This window comes from Stenotrophomonas sp. AGC87, from assembly GCF_057333975.1.
Genome location: NZ_JBHFHW010000010.1, coordinates 26210 through 45302 on the forward strand (window position 1 = coordinate 26210; position 19093 = coordinate 45302).

Sequence of the window (19093 nt, forward strand, 5' to 3'; positions counted from 1 at the left end):
CGGGGAAACCCCGGCCGCTTTCTTTTTGGGACCAGCATTGCCGGCGTCATGCCGTATTGGCGCCCTTGCCAGAACGACACCATGGATGTATCTTCAATGAGTTGCGCGCAAATCAGCGCAATTGCGACGGCCCAGTGCCCCTGTCGCGGTCAGGACACATCCAACGGTCGGGTTTCCCGGCCGTTTTGCTTTTTAAGGGGGCAGCGGTACAGTCGGTAACCTTGAGGAAAGCGAAAAAGATGGACATGACGATCAACGAAAAGCCGGCGCGGACGCTGCCGGTGCAGGACGCGCGGATCTACCCGCGCGGTGGGCTGGATGTGCTGTCGCGCGCTGAAGTGGCGCGCCTGCGCGATGCCTCCGGTGGCGGCATGCACGAGTTGCTGCGCCGCTGCGCGCTGGCCGTGCTGACCAGCGGCAGCGCCTCCGACGATCCGCGTGCGGCGCGCGATCTGTATCCCGATTTCGATATCCAGGTGGCCCAGCAGGACCGCGGCGTGCGCATCGACCTGGTCAATGCGCCGGCGATGGCGTTCGTGGATGGCGAGATCATCCGCGGCGTGGCCGAGCTGCTGTTCGCGGTGGTCCGCGACCTGGCCTACATGGCCATCGAGATGGGCCCGGCCTATGCGGCCGAACTGGAGTCCTCCGAGGGCATCACCAACGCGGTGTTCGGGCTGCTGCGCAACGCGCGCATCCTCAACCCGGGTGACCCGAATCTGGTCGTCTGCTGGGGCGGTCACTCGATCGGTCGCGATGAGTATCTGTACACCAAGCAGGTCGGCTACGAGCTGGGCCTGCGCGGGCTGGACATCTGCACCGGCTGCGGCCCGGGTGCGATGAAGGGCCCGATGAAGGGCGCCACCATCGCCCACGCCAAGCAGCGCAAGACCACCACGCGCTACATCGGCCTGACCGAGCCGGGCATCATCGCCGCGGAGTCGCCGAACCCGATCGTGAACCATCTGGTGATCATGCCGGACATCGAGAAGCGTCTCGAAGCGTTCGTGCGCATCGGCCACGGCATCATCGTGTTCGCCGGCGGCGTCGGCACCGCCGAGGAGATCCTGTACCTGCTGGGCATCCTGCTGCGCGAGGAGAACAAGGATCTGCCGTTCCCGCTGATCCTGACCGGCCCGACCGTGGCCGCGCCGTACTTCGAGCAGATCGACCGCTTCATCCGCCTCACCCTGGGTGAAGAGGCCGCCAGCCGCTACGAGATCATCATCGGCGACCCGGTCAATGTCGCCCGCAATATGGCCCAGGGCATCAAGCGCGTGCGCGAGCACCGCCTGGCGCAGAAGGATTCGTTCTTCTTCAACTGGTCGATCGAGATTCCGTGGGAGTACCAGCAGCCGTTCGTGCCGACCCACGAGGCGATGGCCGCGCTGGACCTGCACCACGGCCGCCCGCCGCATGCCCTGGCCGCCGACCTGCGTCGCGCGTTCTCCGGCATCGTGGCCGGCAACGTGAAGGAAGACGGCATGCGCCGCATCGAGCAGTTCGGTCCGTTCGAGATCCATGGCGATGCGGACATGATGCAGGCCCTGGATGAGCTGCTGCGCGCCTTCGTCGAGCAGCGCCGCATGAAGATCTCGGGCGAGTACCAGCCCTGCTACAAGGTCATGGCCTGAGGCTCTGACCGGGCTGGCGGCGGGCAGGGGGGCCTGCCGTCGGTCTGGATCTGCGTCAACTGATTGACGCCTGTCGCCTCCGGGCGACCGTTCGTCCTGCCGCCTCTTGCTGATCGGCGGCGGGACGTTCATCTTCTGTGTCATCAACGCTGGGGAGCGTTTCATGTCTTTGCGCCGGTCCAACGGCTTCACACTGATCGAGTTGATGGTCACCATCGCGGTGCTTGCCATCCTGGCAGTGATTGCGTTTCCAAGTTTCCAGGGCGTACTGCGCTCGAACCGTGCGGCCACCACCACCAACGAGCTGATGGCTTCATTGGCGCTGGCGCGCAGCGAAGCGCTGAAGAACACCCGTGGGGCCGGGGTATGCGCCTCATCCGATGGCACCAGCTGCAACGGCGATACCTGGGGCGACGGCTGGATGGTCTGGTCCGATGCCGACGGCAGTGGCAGCTTCGATTCCGGCGAGCCGGTGCTGCGGTACTCGGCCGGCTCGACCAAGATGCTGGGCAGCGAGAACAACCTGACGCTCGCCTTCGACGGCCGGGGTCGCAACCGCGCCGCTGCGGCGCTGGACATCACCCTCAAGCCCGATGAATGCGGCGACCAGCCGCTGCAGCGCACGCTGCGGCTGTCGGCCGTTGGGCAGGTACGTGTGGAACGGGAGAGCTGCAAGTGACGGCACGACATCTTGGCGCGCGGCGCGCACGGCAGGGCGGCTTCACCATGATCGAGGTGCTGATCGCGATCGTGGTGATGAGCATCGGCCTGCTTGGTTTCGCGTTGCTGCAGACGATGAACGTGCGGTTCGTGCAGAGCGCGAATTTCCGCACCCAGGCGACCAATCTCAGCTACGAGCTGCTGGACCAGATCCGGATCAATCGCGTCGCCGCGACGACCTACGTGGGCACCTACGCGGCGACCACCAAGGCGGCCGATTGCACATCGCCGATCGGCGCCAAGATCACCAAAGATCAGTACATGACGGACTGGCGCTGTCGGCTGGGCAAGGCCCTGGGCGATGAAGCCAGTGCCAAGGTGACCCGCAGCGGCGATGAAGTGACGGTCAGCGTGAGCTGGGGAGACGAGCGCTGGCTGGACGCGGCGGACACCACCTTTGCGGCGAGGACGCAGCTGTGATGCGCGCCATGTCCCCCCGTGAACGCGTACGCGGTCTTTCGCTGATCGAATTGATGATCGCCATGGTCATCGGCCTGGTCCTGCTGTTGGGCCTGATGCAGGTGTTCGCCGCTTCGCGCACGGCCTCGCGCCTCTCGGAGGGGCTGGCGCGCGTGCAGGAGAATGGCCGTTTCGCGATGGACTTCCTGCAGCGTGATCTGCGCATGGCCGGCCACTTCGGTTGCGTCAACGACCAGAGTCACAACGTGCAGAGCCCTGGCTCGATGCATACAACGTTCGATGCCGGCGGCCACCCGGCGCTGGATTTCATGCAGTCCATCCAGGGCTTCGAGGCCACCGACACCAAGCCCGGCGACCCCTTGACCCTCAGTGCCACACCGTCGACAGGCGGCATCGAGTACACCCCGGCGCTGCCGACGGAATACGCCGCAGCGTTGACCAATCGGGTGGACGGCAGCGACATCGTCGCGCTCCGGTTTCTGGTGCCCGATGGTGTCCCGGTCACAGTGGTGGGGGGCACGGACGACAAACCGGTGTTCAATTTCGACAGCAGCCGTTGGGCCGTTCTCCAAAGTGGTGTGGAAGCGCCGGGCCTGTTCGGCGTCGCCGACTGCCTGACCGCCACCATGTTCCAGGCAAGCGCGGTGAGTGGGTCCGCCGGTACCGTGACGTTCGAGTCCGCGCCGAACAACACCGGCAGCTTCACCAGCCTCTATACCCCGGGCCAGGCCATGCTGTACCGCGCGGAGAGCGTGGTCTATTACATCGGCTACGACGCCACCACCAGGCAGAGTTCGCTCTATCGCGTGCGTTTCTCGGCCAAACCCGGTGAAGCACTGGTCGCGGGTACGCCGGAAGCACTGGTGGAGGGGGTCCGCAACATGCAGCTTCTGTATGGGCAGGATCGCTCGCTCAGCGCCTCCTCGCCGCCCACCGGCTACATCGATCGGCAGGGAACCGCTGCCGACGTGGACGCCTCGATCACGCCGGCCGCCGATGCGTGGCGCCGGGTCGGGGCGGTGCAGCTGGGCCTGGTGCTGGAAAGCCCGGATCCGTCGGCCGCAGCACAGGCCAACGAGGATGCGGCGTTGACGGCCATGGGCGTCACCTTCACCGCGCCGACGGACGGTCGTTTCCGGACGGTCTATCAAACCACGATCGCCGTACGTAATCGCCTTTATGGCAATTGAGGCTTCCATGGCATCGCGTCCAAAACCCTTTGTCGCACCGCGCCGCCAGAACGGTGCCGTGCTGTATGTCGCCCTCATCATATTGATCCTGCTTGCCCTTCTCGGCGTAGCAGGCATGCAGGTGACCGGCATGCAGGAGCGCATGGCGGCCAACTACCTGCGCACCAACCTGGCCTTCCAGAATGCCGAGGCGGATGCACGCACGCTGGAGAACACCATCGATACCGACCTGGCGGCCGGCGGTACCTACACGGCAAAGCAGGAAGAGTGCAGCCCGATCTTCGATCCCCTGACCTGGGCCGACGGCACCTCCGACGCCAAGGCGAGCTATACGCGGCGCTTGGACAAGTGCTTCGCCGCCTCCAGTGCGCGCGTGGGTGAGCGCCAGAATGAAGAGACCGGCAACATCTATCAGATCACTGCACTGGCCAGTGACGAACCGACCAACCCCTCGGCCAGTGCGGTCGTCGACACGATTTATATCCCATGACCTCTGATCGCTTCCATTTCAGCAAGCGCACGATCAACTGGCTGCGCATTGGCTTCCTTGTCATCGTGGTGGGCTTCCTGCTCAGCCGTGTCGTGCCCCTGCGCGCCGCGCTGGGCGACTACGACATCGCGCAGGAGCCGCTCTATACCAAACAGAGCCAGCCGCCGCTGATGATGATGGTGATGTCGCGCGATGAGCAGCTGTTCAACAAGGCTTACAGCGACTACAGCGATCTGGACGACGACAAGATCATCGATACCACGTACCAGGACAAGTTCCCGTACGAAGGCTATTTCGATTCGAATCTTTGCTACAGCTATGACGCTGGAGTGTTCAAGGCCGCCAACGCAGCCACCGGCGACAACAAGCACAGCTGTGGTGGCACGGTCTGGTCGGGCAACTTCCTCAACTGGGTGACGATGAGCCGGCTGGATGTGATGCGCTACGTCCTCTATGGCGGGCAGCGTTCCACCGATGATGCCAACAAGACCGTGCTGGAGCGCGCACAGATTCCCAATGACCTGCACGCGTGGGTCAAGGTTTACACCGGCAACGATATCAACAGCTTCACGCCCTTGAAGGCGAGCGCATCGTTCTGCAATGCCAGCATCAGTGCGAATGGCGAGCCGCTCATGCGCGTGGCTGACGGCGTGTGGTCCGAGTGGGCGTCCACAGCCCTCAAGCAGTGCGACGTCAATCGCAGTGGCGATGGCAGTGCGGATGTACCCAGGAGGCTGAATCGTGACTACACGGTCAGGGTGGAAGTCTGTGATCCTGGCAAGGACGCGCACCGGGAGAGTTTCTGCCGCAAGTACAACGACGGTACCAATGATCACTACAAGCCCAGTGGTCTGCTGCAGAGCTATGGTGAGAGTGGTCGCCTTCGTTTTGGCCTGGTGACCGGCACCTACTCCAGTCCTCGCGATGGCGGTGTGCTTCGCCGGAACATCGGCAAGATTGCTGGCAATGGCAGCACACTCTGTGACGCGGGCGATGAGATCAACCTGGCCACCGGGCAGCTCTGCCTGGCGAAGAACAGTGGCGCCGAGGGCATCATCAATACGATGTCCAACTTCCGGATTGACCAGTGGAACTGGAGCAACAATTGGAATGACTGCAACGACTACAGCATTCTGAACCGCCAGGGATTCAAGGGGCGCGGCCATTTGCTGGATCCGGGCAGTTCCGGCGACGGTGCCAAGAACTGCAGTGCCTGGGGTAATCCGCTGGCCGAAATGTATGCCGAGGCGCTGCGTTACGTGGGCGCTGGAACCAAGGTTTACGGAGATACCGGTGATCTTTCGGGACTGCCAACCGGGGTCGAATGGAAGGATCCTTACCGGAGCACGGCAACGGGGGGTAACTCGTACTGCGCCACCTGCAACATCCTGGTGATGTCCTCGGGGCTCCCGTCGTTCGACAGTGACAACGTCGGCTCGGTGCCCCATCTGGCTTCGGCGGTGTCGGCGACCGACGCACTCGGTGCTGCCGAAGGCATCAAAGGCAAGAGCTATATGGCTGGGCGGGTCGGTTTGACGGGTCGCTACGAATCGATCCCCACCCATGAAGACATCTGCGAAGCCCGCACCGTCGACAACCTCAGTCTGGTCCGCGGTATCTGTCCGGACATTCCTTCCACCGAAGGTAGCTACCTGATGGCAGGGTTGGCAAAGGCCGCCGCGGAGACCGATCTGCGCCCGGGCCTGACAGGCAAGCCGGCGGACTACAAAGTGACCGCGACCACCTATACCGTGGCCATGGCGGAGAACCTGCCCAAGTTCGACATCAGCGTTGCCGGGGGCACGATTTCGTTGTCGCCGCTGTGTCAGGCAAACAACACCGGCAGTGCCAAGATCAGTGATTCGGGCTGGCGTAGCTGCTTCCTCGGCGCCGTCGGAATCGGCACCAAGCAGTCGACGGTGGGTGCCAAGTATGTCTATGGTCGTCCCTATCGTGCCGACGGCAAGTCCGGCAGCTTCTCGCTGGTGTGGGAGGATTCGTTGTGGGGCAACGATCATGACAACGACGTCGTGACGATGATGAGCTACTGCGTCGGTGCTGCCTGCGGGGACAAGGCGGGCGTGGCTGACATGTGTTGGCGATCGGAGAACAAGACGGAATGCGCCAATGGCTTGTTGAACGCGACCATCGGCGAAGATGAGGTACTGGTACGCCTTGAGAATCTTTCGGCGTACGCAGGCAATGCGATGTTGACCGGTTACACCATCGTTGGCTCGAACGCGTCGACCAACGTACAGCGCCTGCTGCTGCGTCCAGGCGACAGCAATGGCTCGGTGATCAGCACCTCGGAGAATCCGCCGAACAATTGGACCAAGCCTTCTCTGGTTCGCTACAAGTTGAGCGGCGCGCAGGCCAACCAGCTGGAGAGCCCGCTGTGGTACGCCGCCAAATACGGCGTGCCCAGTGGAAAGTGGGACACCAAGGTGCCAGGTACACCGGACAACTACTTCCTTGCACGCAATCCAGCCAAGCTCAAGGCCGCGCTCGAGGCGATCTTCGCAAGTGCGGCGGAAGGCGATGCGCCGGTGGCGGGCGGTGGCTCCGGTGCGCGTATCAATGCGGGCTCGTTCACGGTCTCGGCCAGTTACAAAGTGACCTCGGGCACCAATGACTGGGTGGGTGATGTCGTTGCCAGCAAGGTGTCCGATACGGGTACCGATGACATTGAGCTGTGGCGCGCCTCGACCAAGATGAGCTCCAGTGGTCGCACCATCGTCATGGCGACCTCGCCGACCACGGTCAATGGGAGTGGGGCGCTGGTGCCCGTGGCGGCTGCACCGTTCGAGGCGAACAATATTCCTGGTGCCGACCGCGCAGCTCAGTTGTCCAACATCGGTTTCAGTAATTCGATTCCCGAGTGGTTCGGATCGCACAGCGTGGCCGATCTGGTGAACTACCTGAAAGGCTCGGCCATCAGCGGCTTCCGCTCGCGTGGCTTGATTCTTGGCGATATCGTCAACTCCACCACCGAGATCGTGTCCACGGCCGACAACTACGGCTATGGCGCGTGGGGCTCCACGCCCAGCTGGAAGGCGACGCTGGCGACGCGATACAAGGACTACCTGACCGCGAAGAAGAGCCGGAGCACCATGGTGTATGTCGGCGCGAACGACGGCATGCTGCATGCCTTCGACGCCTCCACCGGCACAACGGCTGGCAATGAGCTCTTCGCGTTCATTCCGTCCGCGTCGCTGCAGCACATGGCCGAGCTGGCCAATCCGAAGTACTCGCATCGTTATTACGTGGATGGTGCGCTGACCTCTTCGGACGTCTACTACGGCGATGCCTGGCATACCGTGCTGGTCGGCTCCACCGGTGCCGGTGGCGCCACCCTGGCGCCCAATGCGAAGGCTGTCGGCAACGGCGCGGTGTTCGGCTTGAACATCAGCAATCCGGCGGCCTTCACCAAGGATGACGTGCTGTGGGAAGTCTCGGGCAAGACCGATTCGGACATGGGCTTCGCGCTGGGCAAGCCGGTGATCGTTCCGGTCGCCGGCAGCGCGGCTGACAGCGCGCCGCGGTTCGTGGCGATCTTCGGCAACGGCGTCAATGCGTCCAGTGGCAAGCCGGTGCTGTTCGTGGTGGATATCCAGACCGGGCAGGTGCTCAAGCGGCTGTCGCCCAGTGGCAGCGGCTATGCGTTGCGCAACGGCCTGATCAACGTCGCGCCGGTGGCCGCCTACAACAGCAACGGGATCGCCGACACCGTCTATGGCGGTGACATGCAGGGCAATCTGTGGAAGTTCGATCTCCGCGATCCAGACCCCAGTAAATGGGCCGTGGCCTACAGTGGCGCGCCGCTGTTCACCGCCAGCCGCAACAGTGTCGCCCAGCCGATCATGGGGGGGCTGGAAGTCTCCAAGGCTGCCGGGCGTGGCTACAACATCGTGTTCGGCACCGGCCAGTACTTCACCAATGACGACAATTCCGTGAGTTCGTCTTCGCCGGTGCAATCGCTGTACGGCGTCTGGGACAACATGACCTCGACGATTGGCGGACGCGGTGATCTGATCTCGCAGCAGATCACCGCGCGTGCCGGAAGCGGGGGTTACTCGCTGCGGGATGTCAGCAGCAACGCCGTCAATTATGTGAGCAAGCGCGGCTGGTATACCGACCTGATCGTCGGCGACGTGGTGGCCGGTGAGCGCTTCGTTGGCTATCCGAGCATCCAGGACCGGAAGGTGGTGTTCACCACCTACGAGCCGGGTCAGGCGATCTGCGGCGGCGGCGGCGGTACCAACTGGATGTACTCGCTGGATCTGCTCACCGGCGCTGGATCGATGACCGGCCTCAGTCAGGAGATCGGGGGCGATTCGCTGTGCACAGGCAACTGCGGCGGCATTGCGCTGACCAAGGGCGGGGAAACCAACAGTGGCCCACCGGTGAAGGACACCAACATCTTCGTGCCCAAGTTGACCCCGTGCGACCCGACCAAGGCCACCTGCACGGTCGATGAGCTGATCAAGGCCAACCAGTGCACCTTCGTGCTGCGTGCACCGGGTGCCGACCCGCTGTACATGCCGCGCCCCTGCGGACGCCAGTCCTGGCGACAGGTGCGCTGATGACTTTCATGACGAGAGCCCCCATGCAGACCGCCTTCCGCCGCCGTGTCGCCGGTTTCACCCTGATCGAGCTGATGATCACGGTGGCCGTGGTGGCCATCCTTGCCACCATCGCCATGCCGGCCTATCAGGACTCCGTGCGGAAATCCCGGCGCGCCCAGGCCAAGGCCGATCTGGTGGAGCTGGCCCAGAACCTGGAGCGTTACCACACGGTCCAGAACACGTACGCCACCGCCAAACTGCAGTTCACCCAGTCACCGCGCGATGGCACCGCACATTACACCCTGTCTTTCGACAAGGATCCGACGGCCAGTACCTTCGGTATCCAGGCCGTCCCGGTGGCCGGCGGAAGCCAGGCCAAGGACACGTGCGGCACGTTGGCGCTGGATCAGGCGGGGCGCAAGAAGCCCACCGAGAAGACCGTCTCTGGCTGCTGGTAACGTTGCCCCGTCGCCGGTTGTGCCGGAGCGCTTGCATCACCCTGCCGATGCTGGCTAGAATGCGCACCCCGCCCGAATAGCTCAGCCGGTTAGAGCACTTGACTGTTAATCAGGGGGTCGTTGGTTCGAGTCCAACTTCGGGCGCCAGATCTGCAAAAGCCGCGAGCAATCGCGGCTTTTGCTTTTTGTGTTTCCGCGCGACGGGCAAGGCGTCCCTCAGCAGGCCACGGGGCGCCGCGGCCGCTCGCTGCGGATGCGGCCTGAAAGGCTGACCACCACCTTCCCCTGGGAGGCGCCGTCCAGGCAGAAGGTGACCGACTGGTTGCTGCCATTGAGCCGCCCATCCGGCCGGAACTGGATGCGCGGCTTGGCCTGGCTGCCCCAGGCGCTCAGCCTCGAGCGGGCGTGCTGCTGCACCAGCAGGGGGCCTGCGGAAGAAGCTTCGCCCGAGGAGGGCGTTGCGGGGGCATAGAGCATCCAGCCCCGGCTCCAGTCCCGGCCGCACGTGGCGCCATCGTCAGTGGGGCAGACCGCGATCGGGCGCCGTTCGGTGATCGCCGTGTTGCGCGCGGTCGCCAACGCCGAGGCCAGCTGCATGCGCAGGCTGTCGGCCTGCAGGCGGTCCCGGGTCTGCTTCATGGCCGGCAGGGCCATGCCGGTGAGGATGGCCAGGACCGCCATCGCGATCAGCGACTGGATCAGCGTCACGCCGGCGCAGGTGACCGGGCGGGGCAGGGGGCGGGAATTTTCCACGGTGACGGTCCGGGCGGCAGGCAACCTTCACTTTGGCGGCCCGAAGGTCCCACCGACGCCGGTTCATGCCGCGTTTTGCTGTCGGCACTCCCCTCAACAGGCCGTCACCAACCCGGCCGTTATACTGAAGGCTTCCCGGCAGTGGCGACACCATGAGCGATCGTTTCCAACTTGTATCCCCGTATTCGCCGGCGGGCGACCAACCGGCGGCCATCGAGAAACTGACCGCCAACTTCGAGGCGGGCATCGCCAAGCAGACCCTGCTCGGCGTCACCGGTTCCGGCAAGACCTACACGGTCGCCAACGTGATCCAGCGGGTGCAGAAGCCCACGCTGGTGATGGCGCCGAACAAGACCTTGGCGGCGCAGTTGTACGGCGAGTTCAAGTCGTTCTTCCCGCACAACGCGGTCGAGTATTTCGTCAGTTACTACGACTATTACCAGCCGGAGGCTTACGTGCCCTCGTCGGACACCTTCATCGAGAAGGACAGTTCGATCAATGAGCACATCGAGCAGATGCGCCTGGCGGCGACCAAGACCCTGCTGTCGCGCCCGGATGCGATCGTGGTGGCGACGGTGTCGGCGATCTACGGCCTCGGCGCGCCCGAGGATTATCTGTCGATGCGTCTGATCCTCTCCACCGGTGAGCGGATCGACCAGCGCGACCTGATCAAGCACCTGACCCAGCTGCAGTACACCCGCAACGAGTTCGAGCTGCACCGCGGCACCTTCCGCGTGCGCGGCGAGGTGATCGATGTGTTTCCGGCCGAATCGGACAGCGAAGCGGTGCGCATCGAGTTGTTTGAAGGCGAGGTCGAGCAGATCAGCATGTTCGATCCGCTGACTGGCGAAAGCCTGCGCAAGATGATGCGCTACACGATCTATCCCAAGACCCACTACGCGACCACCCGCGAGCGCGTGCTGTCGGCGGTGGACACGATCAAGGCGGAGTTGAAGGTCCGTCTGGAACAGCTGTACGAACAGAACAAGCTGGTGGAAGCGCAGCGCCTGGCGCAGCGTACCCAGTTCGATCTGGAGATGATGGCCGAGGTCGGCTACTGCAACGGCATCGAGAACTACTCGCGGCATCTCACCGGCAAGAATGCCGGGGATCCGCCACCGACGCTGTTCGACTACCTGCCGCCGGATGCGCTGCTGGTGATCGACGAATCGCACGTGACCATTCCGCAGATCGGCGCGATGTTCAAAGGCGACCGCTCGCGCAAGGAAACCCTGGTCGAGTTCGGGTTCCGCCTGCCTTCGGCCCTGGACAATCGTCCGCTGCGTTTTGAAGAGTGGGAAGAGCGTTGCCCGCGCAGCATCTATGTCTCGGCCACGCCGGGGCCGTATGAGCTGCGCGAGACCGAAGGTGAGATCACCGAGCTGGTGGTGCGCCCGACGGGCCTGATCGATCCGGTGGTCGAGATCCGACCGGTCGGCACCCAGGTCGACGATTTGATGTCCGAGGTCAACGAGCGCATCAAGCTCGGCGACCGCGTGCTGGTCACGACGCTGACCAAGCGCATGGCCGAGAACCTCACCGAGTACCTGACCGAACATGGCATCCGCGTGCGTTACCTGCACTCGGATATCGACACCGTCGAGCGTGTGGAGATCATCCGCGATCTGCGTCTGGGCAAGTTCGATGTGCTGGTCGGCATCAACCTGCTGCGCGAAGGCCTGGACATGCCGGAGGTATCGCTGGTGGCGATCCTGGATGCGGACAAGGAAGGTTTCCTGCGTTCGACCGGGTCGCTGATCCAGACCATCGGCCGCGCCGCGCGCAACCTGCGCGGCAAGGCGATCCTCTATGCGGACAAGATGACCCGCTCGATGCAGGCCGCGATCGACGAGACCGACCGCCGCCGCGCCAAGCAGGTCGAATACAACGAACTGCACGGCATCGTGCCCAAGTCGGTGCTGCGTCCGATCACCGATGTGCTCGAAGGCGCGCGTTCGGAAGCGGCAGAGAAAGAGTCGCGCGGCAAAGGGAAGGGCAAAGGCAAGGGCGGGCGCGTGGCCGAAGAGTCCACCGATTACCGCACGATGGAGCCGGCCCAGATCGCCAAGCGCCTGCAGGCTTTGGAGCAGCAAATGTACCAGCACGCCCGCGATCTGGAGTTCGAAGATGCGGCCCGCGTGCGCGATCAGATCCGCCAGTTGAAGGAGGCCAGTCTGGGCTGAACACCACGTTGTGAAATATCTTCACAAAAGTGTTGCGCTTTCCGGGGGGCGTCCGTAATATACGCGGCCTGCACCGACGCATTCGCAGCGGGGCAGGAAAGCAAAACGGGCGGTTAGCTCAGCGGTAGAGCACTACCTTGACATGGTAGGGGTCACAGGTTCGAACCCTGTACCGCCCACCACTTCAGTCCCGGAGACTGTCGTGGCACAACAGAAAAGCCAGCCCTCGGGTTGGCTTTTTTGCTATGTGCGTTTCCTGACAACGGCCTGCATGGCGCACTGATACCCCGCACTGCGCCCGCCGGTGACACTCAGGGTTTCCCGGGTGCTGCACATGCGGCGAGCGCTACACACCGGCGGCATGGCGGCACACGCATCTCTTCCGATCTTCGGCAAGGCATGTGTCGTCGCTTTGCTGGCAGGCATCTGTACGATCGTCTTCTCGCCCCGGCTGCTGCCGCTGGGGTGGGGCGTTGCCGCGGCAGTGTCCGGCATTCTGTTCTGGATCCTGCCCTGCCGCCTCCGCCTCCTCGGTGCTGCCCTCTTCGGTCTCGGTTGGGCCGCCGTGCATGCCCACGCCGGGCTGGCGCAGCAGCTGCCCCCTGGTGGTCCGCCGGTGGACCATGCGCTGCACGGGCGCGTGATCAGCCTGCCTCAACACGGCTCCGGCGGTACCCGCTTCCACTTCCGGGTGGACGATGATCCGGCAATGCCAGCCGAACTTCGCGGCCGTGACCTCGCGCTGGGCTGGTATGACGGATTCCGCGGCGCAGCCGATGAGCGCCGGCGCACGCTCCAGGCCGGCGAACGCTGGTCGCTCACGGTCCGTGTCCGGCCGCCGCGCGGGCGGGTGAACCCCGGCGGTTTTGACGCCGAAGGCTATGCGTTGCGGCAACGGGTGGCTGGCAGTGGGTACGTGCGGGAGCCTGCCCAGGCGCACCCGCTGGGTGAGCCGACCGGATTGCCTGCGTGGCGAGAGCGGATGGCTGACGCGATCGCCAGGGCGGTCCAGGGCGATGGCCGTCGCTTCGTCCAGGCGTTGGCACTGGGCGATACCCGCGGCCTGAGCCAAGCCGATTGGGACGACCTGCGTGCGCTGGGGGTGACCCACCTGGTGGCAATCTCCGGCTTCCATGTCGGCGTGGTGGCCGGCGTCGCTGCTCTCTTGGCGGGCGGGCTCTGGCGGTGCCTGCCGATGCTCGGCCTGTACGTACCGCGTCCGATGGGGGCCGCGGCGGCGGCCGTTGCAGGCGCGGCCCTGTACGCCGCAGCGGCCGGTTTCGCGCTGCCGACGGTGCGTACTGTGCTGATGATCGCGGTGGTGGCCACTGCGCGCTGCAGCCGGCGGCGCGCAACTGTGGCGCAGTCGCTCTCCCTGGCGGCGCTGGCGATGCTGCTGTTCGACCCGCTCGCCGTCCTTGCGCCCGGCTTCTGGCTGAGCTTTGCCGGTGTGTTGTGGCTGATCTGGTGCCTGCCGGGGCGCGAGGAGGGCTGGTTGCGGGGTTTCCTGAGCGCGCAGGGCGTGGCGACCGTGGCGCTGCTGCCGTTGACCGTGGCGCTGTTCGGGCAGGCCTCGCGTGCGGGGCCGCTGGTGAACCTGGTGGCGATTCCCTGGTGGACGATGGTGGTCGTACCGCTGGCCCTGCTGGGCACTGCATTGGAAGCGCTGATCGACGGTGCCGGACGCTGGCCGTGGCAGCTGGCCGCGTGGTGCTTCGAGGCGAGCTGGTGGCTGTTCGGGTTCGCCGCGCGCAGTGAGCTGTCGCTGTGGTGGCTGCCGCAGGCCAATCGCTGGGCGTTGATCTCGGCGGTGTTCGGTGTGTTCTGGCTGCTGCTGCCGCGCGGCAGTGGTGGCCGGGTGCCCGCCCTGCTGCTGTGCCTGCCGCTGCTGTGGCCGGCGCGGCATGGCCCGGGCGAGGGCGAGGTGGAACTGCTGGTGATGGATGTGGGGCAGGGCCTGGCGGTCGCGGTGCGCACGCGCCGCCACACGTTGCTGTATGACACCGGGCCGGGGGCCGACGATGGCTTCGATGCCGGCGAGCGGATCGTCGTGCCCACCCTGCGTGCGCTGGGGCAGGGCCGGCTGGACCGGATCATGATCAGCCACGACCATCGCGACCATACCGGTGGCCTGCGCGGGGTGCGTCGCAGCTTTCCCGGCGCAACATTGCAGGCGCCGCCCGGCGCCCTGCGTGGCCGCGCATCGGCCTGCCATGCCGGGCAATCCTGGCAGTGGGATGGAGTGACGTTCCGGGTGCTGCATCCGCCGCGCGACGAACCGCAGTCGACCAACGACAGCAGCTGCGTGCTGCGGCTGGAAACCAACCAGGGGGCCATCCTGCTGGCCGGGGACATCGAGAAGCGCAGCGAGGCCCTGCTGGTGCGGCACGCCGGCGCGCTGCTGGCGGCCCAAGCGGTCGTGGTTCCGCACCATGGCAGTGCCAGTTCGTCCACGCCGGCCTGGGTGGCGGCCGTTGCGCCGCGGCTGGCGATCGTCTCGACCGGTCACCGCAACCGGTTTGGCCATCCGCGTGCCGAGGTGGTGGAGCGCTGGCAGTCCGTGGGCGCCGAAGTGCTCAACACGGCCGAGAGCGGCGCGGTTCGCGTCTGGCTCGGGCGTGAAGGCCTGCAGGTACGTGAACAACGGGTTTTCGAGCGGCGTTGGTGGGATGCCGCGGAGCGGAGCCGGCCGGCTGCTATCCTATCGGCGATCAAACAGGCGGCCGCTGGGCCGGAGGATTGAAACGTGTGGGAACTGGTCAAGGCCGGTGGCTGGCCGATGCTGCCGCTGCTGCTGTTGGGCGTACTGGCTTTGGCAATCGTCCTGGAGCGTTTCTGGACCCTGCGGCGCAATGAAGTCCTGCCCCCCGGGCTGGGCCAGGAAGTGCGCAACTGGGCCGCGCGCGGCAAGCTCGATCCGAGTCATATCCAGTCGCTGCGCGGCAACTCGCCGTTGGGCGCGCTGCTGGCGACCGCGCTGGAAGCGCGCAACCGCCCGCGCGACCAGATCCGTGAGCGCATCGAAGATGCCGGCCGGCATCTGGTTCACCGCATGGAGCGGTTCCTGAATGCCCTCGGCACGATCGCCTCGGCCGGCCCGCTGCTGGGCCTGCTCGGCACGGTGGTCGGCATGATCCAGATGTTCATGGGCATCCTCGACCACGGCGTGGGCGATGTGAACCAGCTGGCCGGCGGTATCGGCAAGGCGCTGGTCTGCACCGCGACCGGCATGATCGTGGCAATCCCTGCGCTGATGTTCCATCGCTATTTCAAAGGCCGCATCGCCGGCTACGTGATCGAGATGGAGCAGGAGGCGTCGGCGCTGCTGGATGCGCTTGATGGTCGCCCGGGCGTGATGAACAACGCGCCGCGTGCCGCCGCTGGTTCGGCCGGCGCCGCACCGGTCACGGTCAAGGGCTGACGGATGCGCATCCGCAATGACCGGATCCAGGACGAGCCGCATATCGATCTGGTTCCCCTGATCGATGTGATCCTCGTTCTGATCATCTTCTTCGTGGTCACCACCACCTTCGACGCGCGCTCGACGCTGCAGCTGCAGTTGCCGACCGCCAGCCAGCAGGACACCACCGAGCCGCCGCGCTCGCTGAGCGTGCTGGTCAATGCCGAGGGGCGTTACTTCATCAACGACCAGGAAGTGCTGCGCACCGACGTCGAGTCGGTCAAGCAGACGATTGCCGCCGTCGCCGGCAGCGATCGGGAACAGGCCGTGCTGTTGCGCGCCGACGCGCGCACGCCTTACCAGGCTGTCGTCACGGCCCAGGACGCTCTGGGCCAGCTGGGCTTCCGCCGCATCGCCATCGCTACCGCGCCGGAGGTGCGTCCATGAGCAAGAAACATTCCCCCGTCTGGCCGATCTACAAGCGCCTGCTCGGGTATACCGGTGCCTATTGGGTCTTCATGGTCGCCGCCGTGGTCGCGATGGTGGTCGAGGCCCTGGCCGGTTACAGCTTCACCAAGTTGATGGAGCCGCTGGTCAACCGGGGCTTCGTCAACCCGGAGCCGCGCATGGCGGTGATCCTGCCGCTGACCATCCTCGGGTTGTTCATGATGCGCAGCCTGGCCACCCTGGTCAGCGATTACGCACTGGCCCGCACCGGCCGCAGCGTGGTGCGCGACCTGCGTGAGCAGGTGCTGGAAAAGTACCTGCATCTGCCGTCCTCGCATTTTGATGCCGAAGCCACGCCGGTGATGGTCAGCCGCCTGAACTTCGACACCGAGCAGGTCACCCAGGCCAGCGCCGATGCGCTCAAGACCCTGGTGGCCGATACGCTCACCATCATCGCCATGCTGGTGGTGATGCTGCAGATGAGCGTCAAGGTCACGATGGCGATGCTGGTGGTGGTGCCGCTGATCGGCGTGATCGTCTCGATCGTGGGCAAGCGTTACCGCCGGATCAGCCGCGGCATCCAGGACGGCATGGGCGGCATGGCGCAGACCGCCGAACAGTCCCTGGCCGCGCAGCAGGAAGTGAAGGTGCATGGCACCCAGGCGCACGAGATTTCGCGCTATTCCAGGCTTGCCAACCGCATGCTCGGCCTGAACATGAAGGTCGAAACCACGCGCGCGCTGGCCTCCAGCACGGTGCAGTTCCTGGCGGCCCTGGCGTTGGCGGTGATCGTGTGGGTGTCCACCCGCGAGGCACTGGCCGGCAAGCTCAACGCAGGCCAGTTCATGGGCCTGATGACCTCGATGATGGCGATCATTCCGTCACTGCGTCGCCTGACCAGTGTGCAGACCTCGATCTCGCGCGGTGTGGCCGCGGCCGAGCGCCTGTTCGGGATTCTCGATATGCCGGTCGAGCGGGATCAAGGCATCCAGCGGATCGGCCGCGCACGTGGCGAGCTCGCGTTCGAACACGTGATGCTGCGCTATCGCGAAGACACCGGCATCGCGCTGGACGACATCAGTTTCGTGGCCAAGCCCGGCACGGTGACGGCGATTGTCGGCCGTTCCGGCAGCGGCAAAACCAGCCTGATCCGCTTGGTGCCGCGCTTCTACGAACCCAGCGGTGGTCGCATCACGCTGGATGGCGTGGCGTTGGACGATTACCCGCTGGCTGACCTGCGTCGCCAGGTGGCCATGGTCGGGCAGAAGGTCATGCTGTTCGATGACACCGTGGGCGCCAACATCGCCTACGGTATGGACGCAACCGAAGCGCAGATCCGGGCCGCGGCCGAAGCGGCCAATGCGTGGGAGTTCATCGCGCGCATGCCGCAGCAACTGCAGACGCCGGTCGGCGAGAACGGTGCGCTGCTCTCCGGCGGCCAGCGTCAGCGCCTGGCGATTGCCCGCGCGATCCTGCGCGATGCGCCGATCCTGATCCTGGATGAAGCCACCGCCGCGCTCGACAACGAGTCCGAGCGCCTGGTGCAGGATGCGTTGCAGCGCCTGATGCCCGAGCGCACCACGCTGGTGATCGCGCACCGTCTGTCCACCATCGAACATGCCGACCAGGTGCTGGTGATGGACCATGGCCGCATCGTCGAGCGCGGCACGCACAACGAACTGCTGGCGCTGGGTGGCCTGTACGAGCACCTGCACAAGATGCAGTTCCGCGAAAGGCAGCCTTGATGGCAGGCAAGGGCACCCACACGCCGTCGTACTGGTACGACGGCAGCGCCATTCCGTTCCTGGCACGCCTGGCGTCACCGCTGTACGGCGCGGCGATCGCACTGCGCCGGATGGCCTATCGCCGCCGCTGGCTGAAACGGCATTCGCTGCCGGTGCCGGTGGTGGTGGTCGGCAACGTCACCGCCGGTGGCACCGGCAAGACCCCGCTCACGATCGCCCTGGTCAACCGCCTGCGCGAAGCGGGCTGGAAGCCGGGGGTCGCCAGCCGTGGCTATGGTCGCGACGATGCGGGCACCCCGCGCTGGGTGCTGGCCAGTACCGATACCGCCGTCGGCGGCGACGAGCCGGTGCTGATCGCCTGGAAAACCGGCGTGCCGGTGCGGGTGGATGCGGACCGTGTGGCGGCCGGCAAGGCGCTGGTCGAGGCGGGCTGCGACATCATCGTCTGCGACGACGGCCTGCAGCACTACCGGCTGGCGCGCGACATCGAAATTGAAGTTGTCGACGCCCAGCGTCGTTACGGCAACGGCCGGCTGATTCCCGCCGGGCCGCTGCGCGAGCCGGCCAGCCGTGCGCGCGACTGCGATTTCCGCGTGGTCAACATGGGTCAGGCCAGCGATGGTACCGAAGCGCAGACCGCCTGCGGCTTCGGCGAATGGCCGATGCAGCTGCGCATCGACAGCGCACAGCCGCTGCAGGGCGGCCGCGCGCGGCGCCTGTCGCATTTCCAGGGCCAGCGCGTGCATGCGGTGGCCGGTATCGCCCATCCGCAGCGCTTTTTCGACATGCTGCGCGCGCATCGCATCGGCGTGGTGCCGCATGCCTTCGCCGATCACCATGCCTACCAGCCAGCAGATCTGCGCTTCGGCAGCGAACTGCCGGTGCTCATGACCGAGAAGGATGCGGTCAAGTGCAAGGCCTTCGCGACCGAATGGCACTTCGCCGTGCCGCTGTCGGCCGAGTTGCCGGCTGCGTTCTGGATCAGCCTGCTGGACCGCGTCGAGAAACTCGGCAAGCGTTGACGGGCCCGGTGCCGGTTGCGGCACACTGCGTCCCTGACTGCATTCCTTTCGTACAGGTCATCCCCC

14 protein-coding genes and 2 tRNA genes are annotated in these 19093 nt (G+C 65.4%); 15 read left to right on the top strand and 1 reads right to left on the bottom strand.

All coding sequences use genetic code 11. The features are described from left to right. Nucleotides 1-245: 245 nt before the first annotated feature. From ppnN to ACE026_RS04260, 8 genes are all read left to right on the top strand, one after another. Nucleotides 246-1634, top strand: a complete 1389-nt coding sequence (gene ppnN, locus ACE026_RS04225) for a nucleotide 5'-monophosphate nucleosidase PpnN (RefSeq protein ID WP_486038286.1) — start codon at nucleotides 246-248, stop codon at nucleotides 1632-1634. Between the two features lie 163 nt (nucleotides 1635-1797). Next, nucleotides 1798-2313 (top strand): GspH/FimT family pseudopilin, encoded by a 516-nt coding sequence (locus ACE026_RS04230; RefSeq protein ID WP_486038030.1) that lies wholly within the window; start codon nucleotides 1798-1800, stop codon nucleotides 2311-2313. Further along, nucleotides 2310-2774, top strand: a complete 465-nt coding sequence (pilV, locus tag ACE026_RS04235) for a type IV pilus modification protein PilV (protein ID WP_486038031.1) — start codon at nucleotides 2310-2312, stop codon at nucleotides 2772-2774. Before ACE026_RS04230 ends, pilV begins: the two co-directional genes overlap by 4 nt. Before the next feature lie 8 nt (nucleotides 2775-2782). Next, entirely contained in the window at nucleotides 2783-3964 is a 1182-nt protein-coding gene (locus ACE026_RS04240) for a PilW family protein (RefSeq protein WP_486038033.1), read from the top strand. Between the two features lie 7 nt (nucleotides 3965-3971). After that, on the top strand, nucleotides 3972-4454 hold the full coding sequence (locus ACE026_RS04245) for a pilus assembly PilX family protein (RefSeq protein ID WP_121041674.1): 483 nt from the start codon (nucleotides 3972-3974) through the stop codon (nucleotides 4452-4454). Then, nucleotides 4451-9037 carry a pilus assembly protein gene (locus tag ACE026_RS04250; RefSeq protein ID WP_486038036.1) on the top strand — a complete coding sequence of 1529 codons (4587 nt, stop codon included), beginning with the start codon at nucleotides 4451-4453 and terminating at the stop codon, nucleotides 9035-9037. Before ACE026_RS04245 ends, ACE026_RS04250 begins: the two co-directional genes overlap by 4 nt. Nucleotides 9038-9060: 23 nt before the next feature. Beyond that, nucleotides 9061-9477: a type IV pilin protein gene (locus ACE026_RS04255; RefSeq protein ID WP_346463748.1), complete on the top strand. Its 417-nt coding sequence runs from the start codon at nucleotides 9061-9063 to the stop codon at nucleotides 9475-9477. Between the two features lie 70 nt (nucleotides 9478-9547). Beyond that, a tRNA-Asn gene (locus tag ACE026_RS04260) sits at nucleotides 9548-9624 on the top strand. 69 nt (nucleotides 9625-9693) lie between these two features. Here the strand turns inward: ACE026_RS04260 and ACE026_RS04265 are convergent. Beyond that, nucleotides 9694-10230: a GspH/FimT family pseudopilin gene (locus ACE026_RS04265; protein ID WP_486038038.1), complete on the bottom strand. Its 537-nt coding sequence runs from the start codon at nucleotides 10228-10230 to the stop codon at nucleotides 9694-9696. Nucleotides 10231-10382: 152 nt separating this feature from the next. On the opposite strand from ACE026_RS04265, the gene uvrB reads away from it, so the two are divergent. The 7 genes from uvrB (at nucleotide 10383) to lpxK (ending at nucleotide 19027) form a co-directional block, all read left to right on the top strand. After that, nucleotides 10383-12413 carry an excinuclease ABC subunit UvrB gene (uvrB, locus tag ACE026_RS04270; protein ID WP_121041682.1) on the top strand — a complete coding sequence of 677 codons (2031 nt, stop codon included), beginning with the start codon at nucleotides 10383-10385 and terminating at the stop codon, nucleotides 12411-12413. A 107-nt stretch (nucleotides 12414-12520) separates the two neighbouring features. After that, nucleotides 12521-12595: transfer RNA gene (locus ACE026_RS04275), tRNA-Val, on the top strand. 152 nt (nucleotides 12596-12747) lie between these two features. Further along, nucleotides 12748-15156 carry a DNA internalization-related competence protein ComEC/Rec2 gene (locus ACE026_RS04280; RefSeq protein WP_486038041.1) on the top strand — a complete coding sequence of 803 codons (2409 nt, stop codon included), beginning with the start codon at nucleotides 12748-12750 and terminating at the stop codon, nucleotides 15154-15156. Between the two features lie 3 nt (nucleotides 15157-15159). Then, nucleotides 15160-15834, top strand: coding sequence for a MotA/TolQ/ExbB proton channel family protein (locus ACE026_RS04285; protein WP_313211230.1), 675 nt, complete (start codon nucleotides 15160-15162; stop codon nucleotides 15832-15834). 3 nt (nucleotides 15835-15837) lie between these two features. After that, nucleotides 15838-16260: an ExbD/TolR family protein gene (locus ACE026_RS04290; RefSeq protein WP_486038043.1), complete on the top strand. Its 423-nt coding sequence runs from the start codon at nucleotides 15838-15840 to the stop codon at nucleotides 16258-16260. Beyond that, nucleotides 16257-18005 carry a lipid A export permease/ATP-binding protein MsbA gene (gene msbA / locus ACE026_RS04295; protein WP_486038045.1) on the top strand — a complete coding sequence of 583 codons (1749 nt, stop codon included), beginning with the start codon at nucleotides 16257-16259 and terminating at the stop codon, nucleotides 18003-18005. The genes ACE026_RS04290 and msbA overlap by 4 nt, the downstream gene beginning before the upstream one ends. After that, the gene (gene lpxK / locus ACE026_RS04300; RefSeq protein ID WP_346467536.1) at nucleotides 18005-19027 is read left to right on the top strand and encodes a tetraacyldisaccharide 4'-kinase; all 1023 of its coding nucleotides are present in this window, start codon (nucleotides 18005-18007) and stop codon (nucleotides 19025-19027) included. The genes msbA and lpxK overlap by 1 nt, the downstream gene beginning before the upstream one ends. The last annotated feature ends 66 nt before the right edge of the window (nucleotides 19028-19093 follow it).

Coding starts and splice junctions, on each gene's coding strand:
- ppnN (WP_486038286.1), top strand. CDS start 246: ATGACGATCAACGAAAAGCCGGCGCGGACGCTGCCGGTGCAGGACGCG.
- ACE026_RS04230 (WP_486038030.1), top strand. CDS start 1,798: ATGTCTTTGCGCCGGTCCAACGGCTTCACACTGATCGAGTTGATGGTC.
- ACE026_RS04240 (WP_486038033.1), top strand. CDS start 2,783: ATGTCCCCCCGTGAACGCGTACGCGGTCTTTCGCTGATCGAATTGATG.
- ACE026_RS04245 (WP_121041674.1), top strand. CDS start 3,972: ATGGCATCGCGTCCAAAACCCTTTGTCGCACCGCGCCGCCAGAACGGT.
- ACE026_RS04250 (WP_486038036.1), top strand. CDS start 4,451: ATGACCTCTGATCGCTTCCATTTCAGCAAGCGCACGATCAACTGGCTG.
- ACE026_RS04255 (WP_346463748.1), top strand. CDS start 9,061: ATGCAGACCGCCTTCCGCCGCCGTGTCGCCGGTTTCACCCTGATCGAG.
- uvrB (WP_121041682.1), top strand. CDS start 10,383: ATGAGCGATCGTTTCCAACTTGTATCCCCGTATTCGCCGGCGGGCGAC.
- ACE026_RS04280 (WP_486038041.1), top strand. CDS start 12,748: ATGCGGCGAGCGCTACACACCGGCGGCATGGCGGCACACGCATCTCTT.
- ACE026_RS04290 (WP_486038043.1), top strand. CDS start 15,838: ATGCGCATCCGCAATGACCGGATCCAGGACGAGCCGCATATCGATCTG.
- msbA (WP_486038045.1), top strand. CDS start 16,257: ATGAGCAAGAAACATTCCCCCGTCTGGCCGATCTACAAGCGCCTGCTC.
- lpxK (WP_346467536.1), top strand. CDS start 18,005: ATGGCAGGCAAGGGCACCCACACGCCGTCGTACTGGTACGACGGCAGC.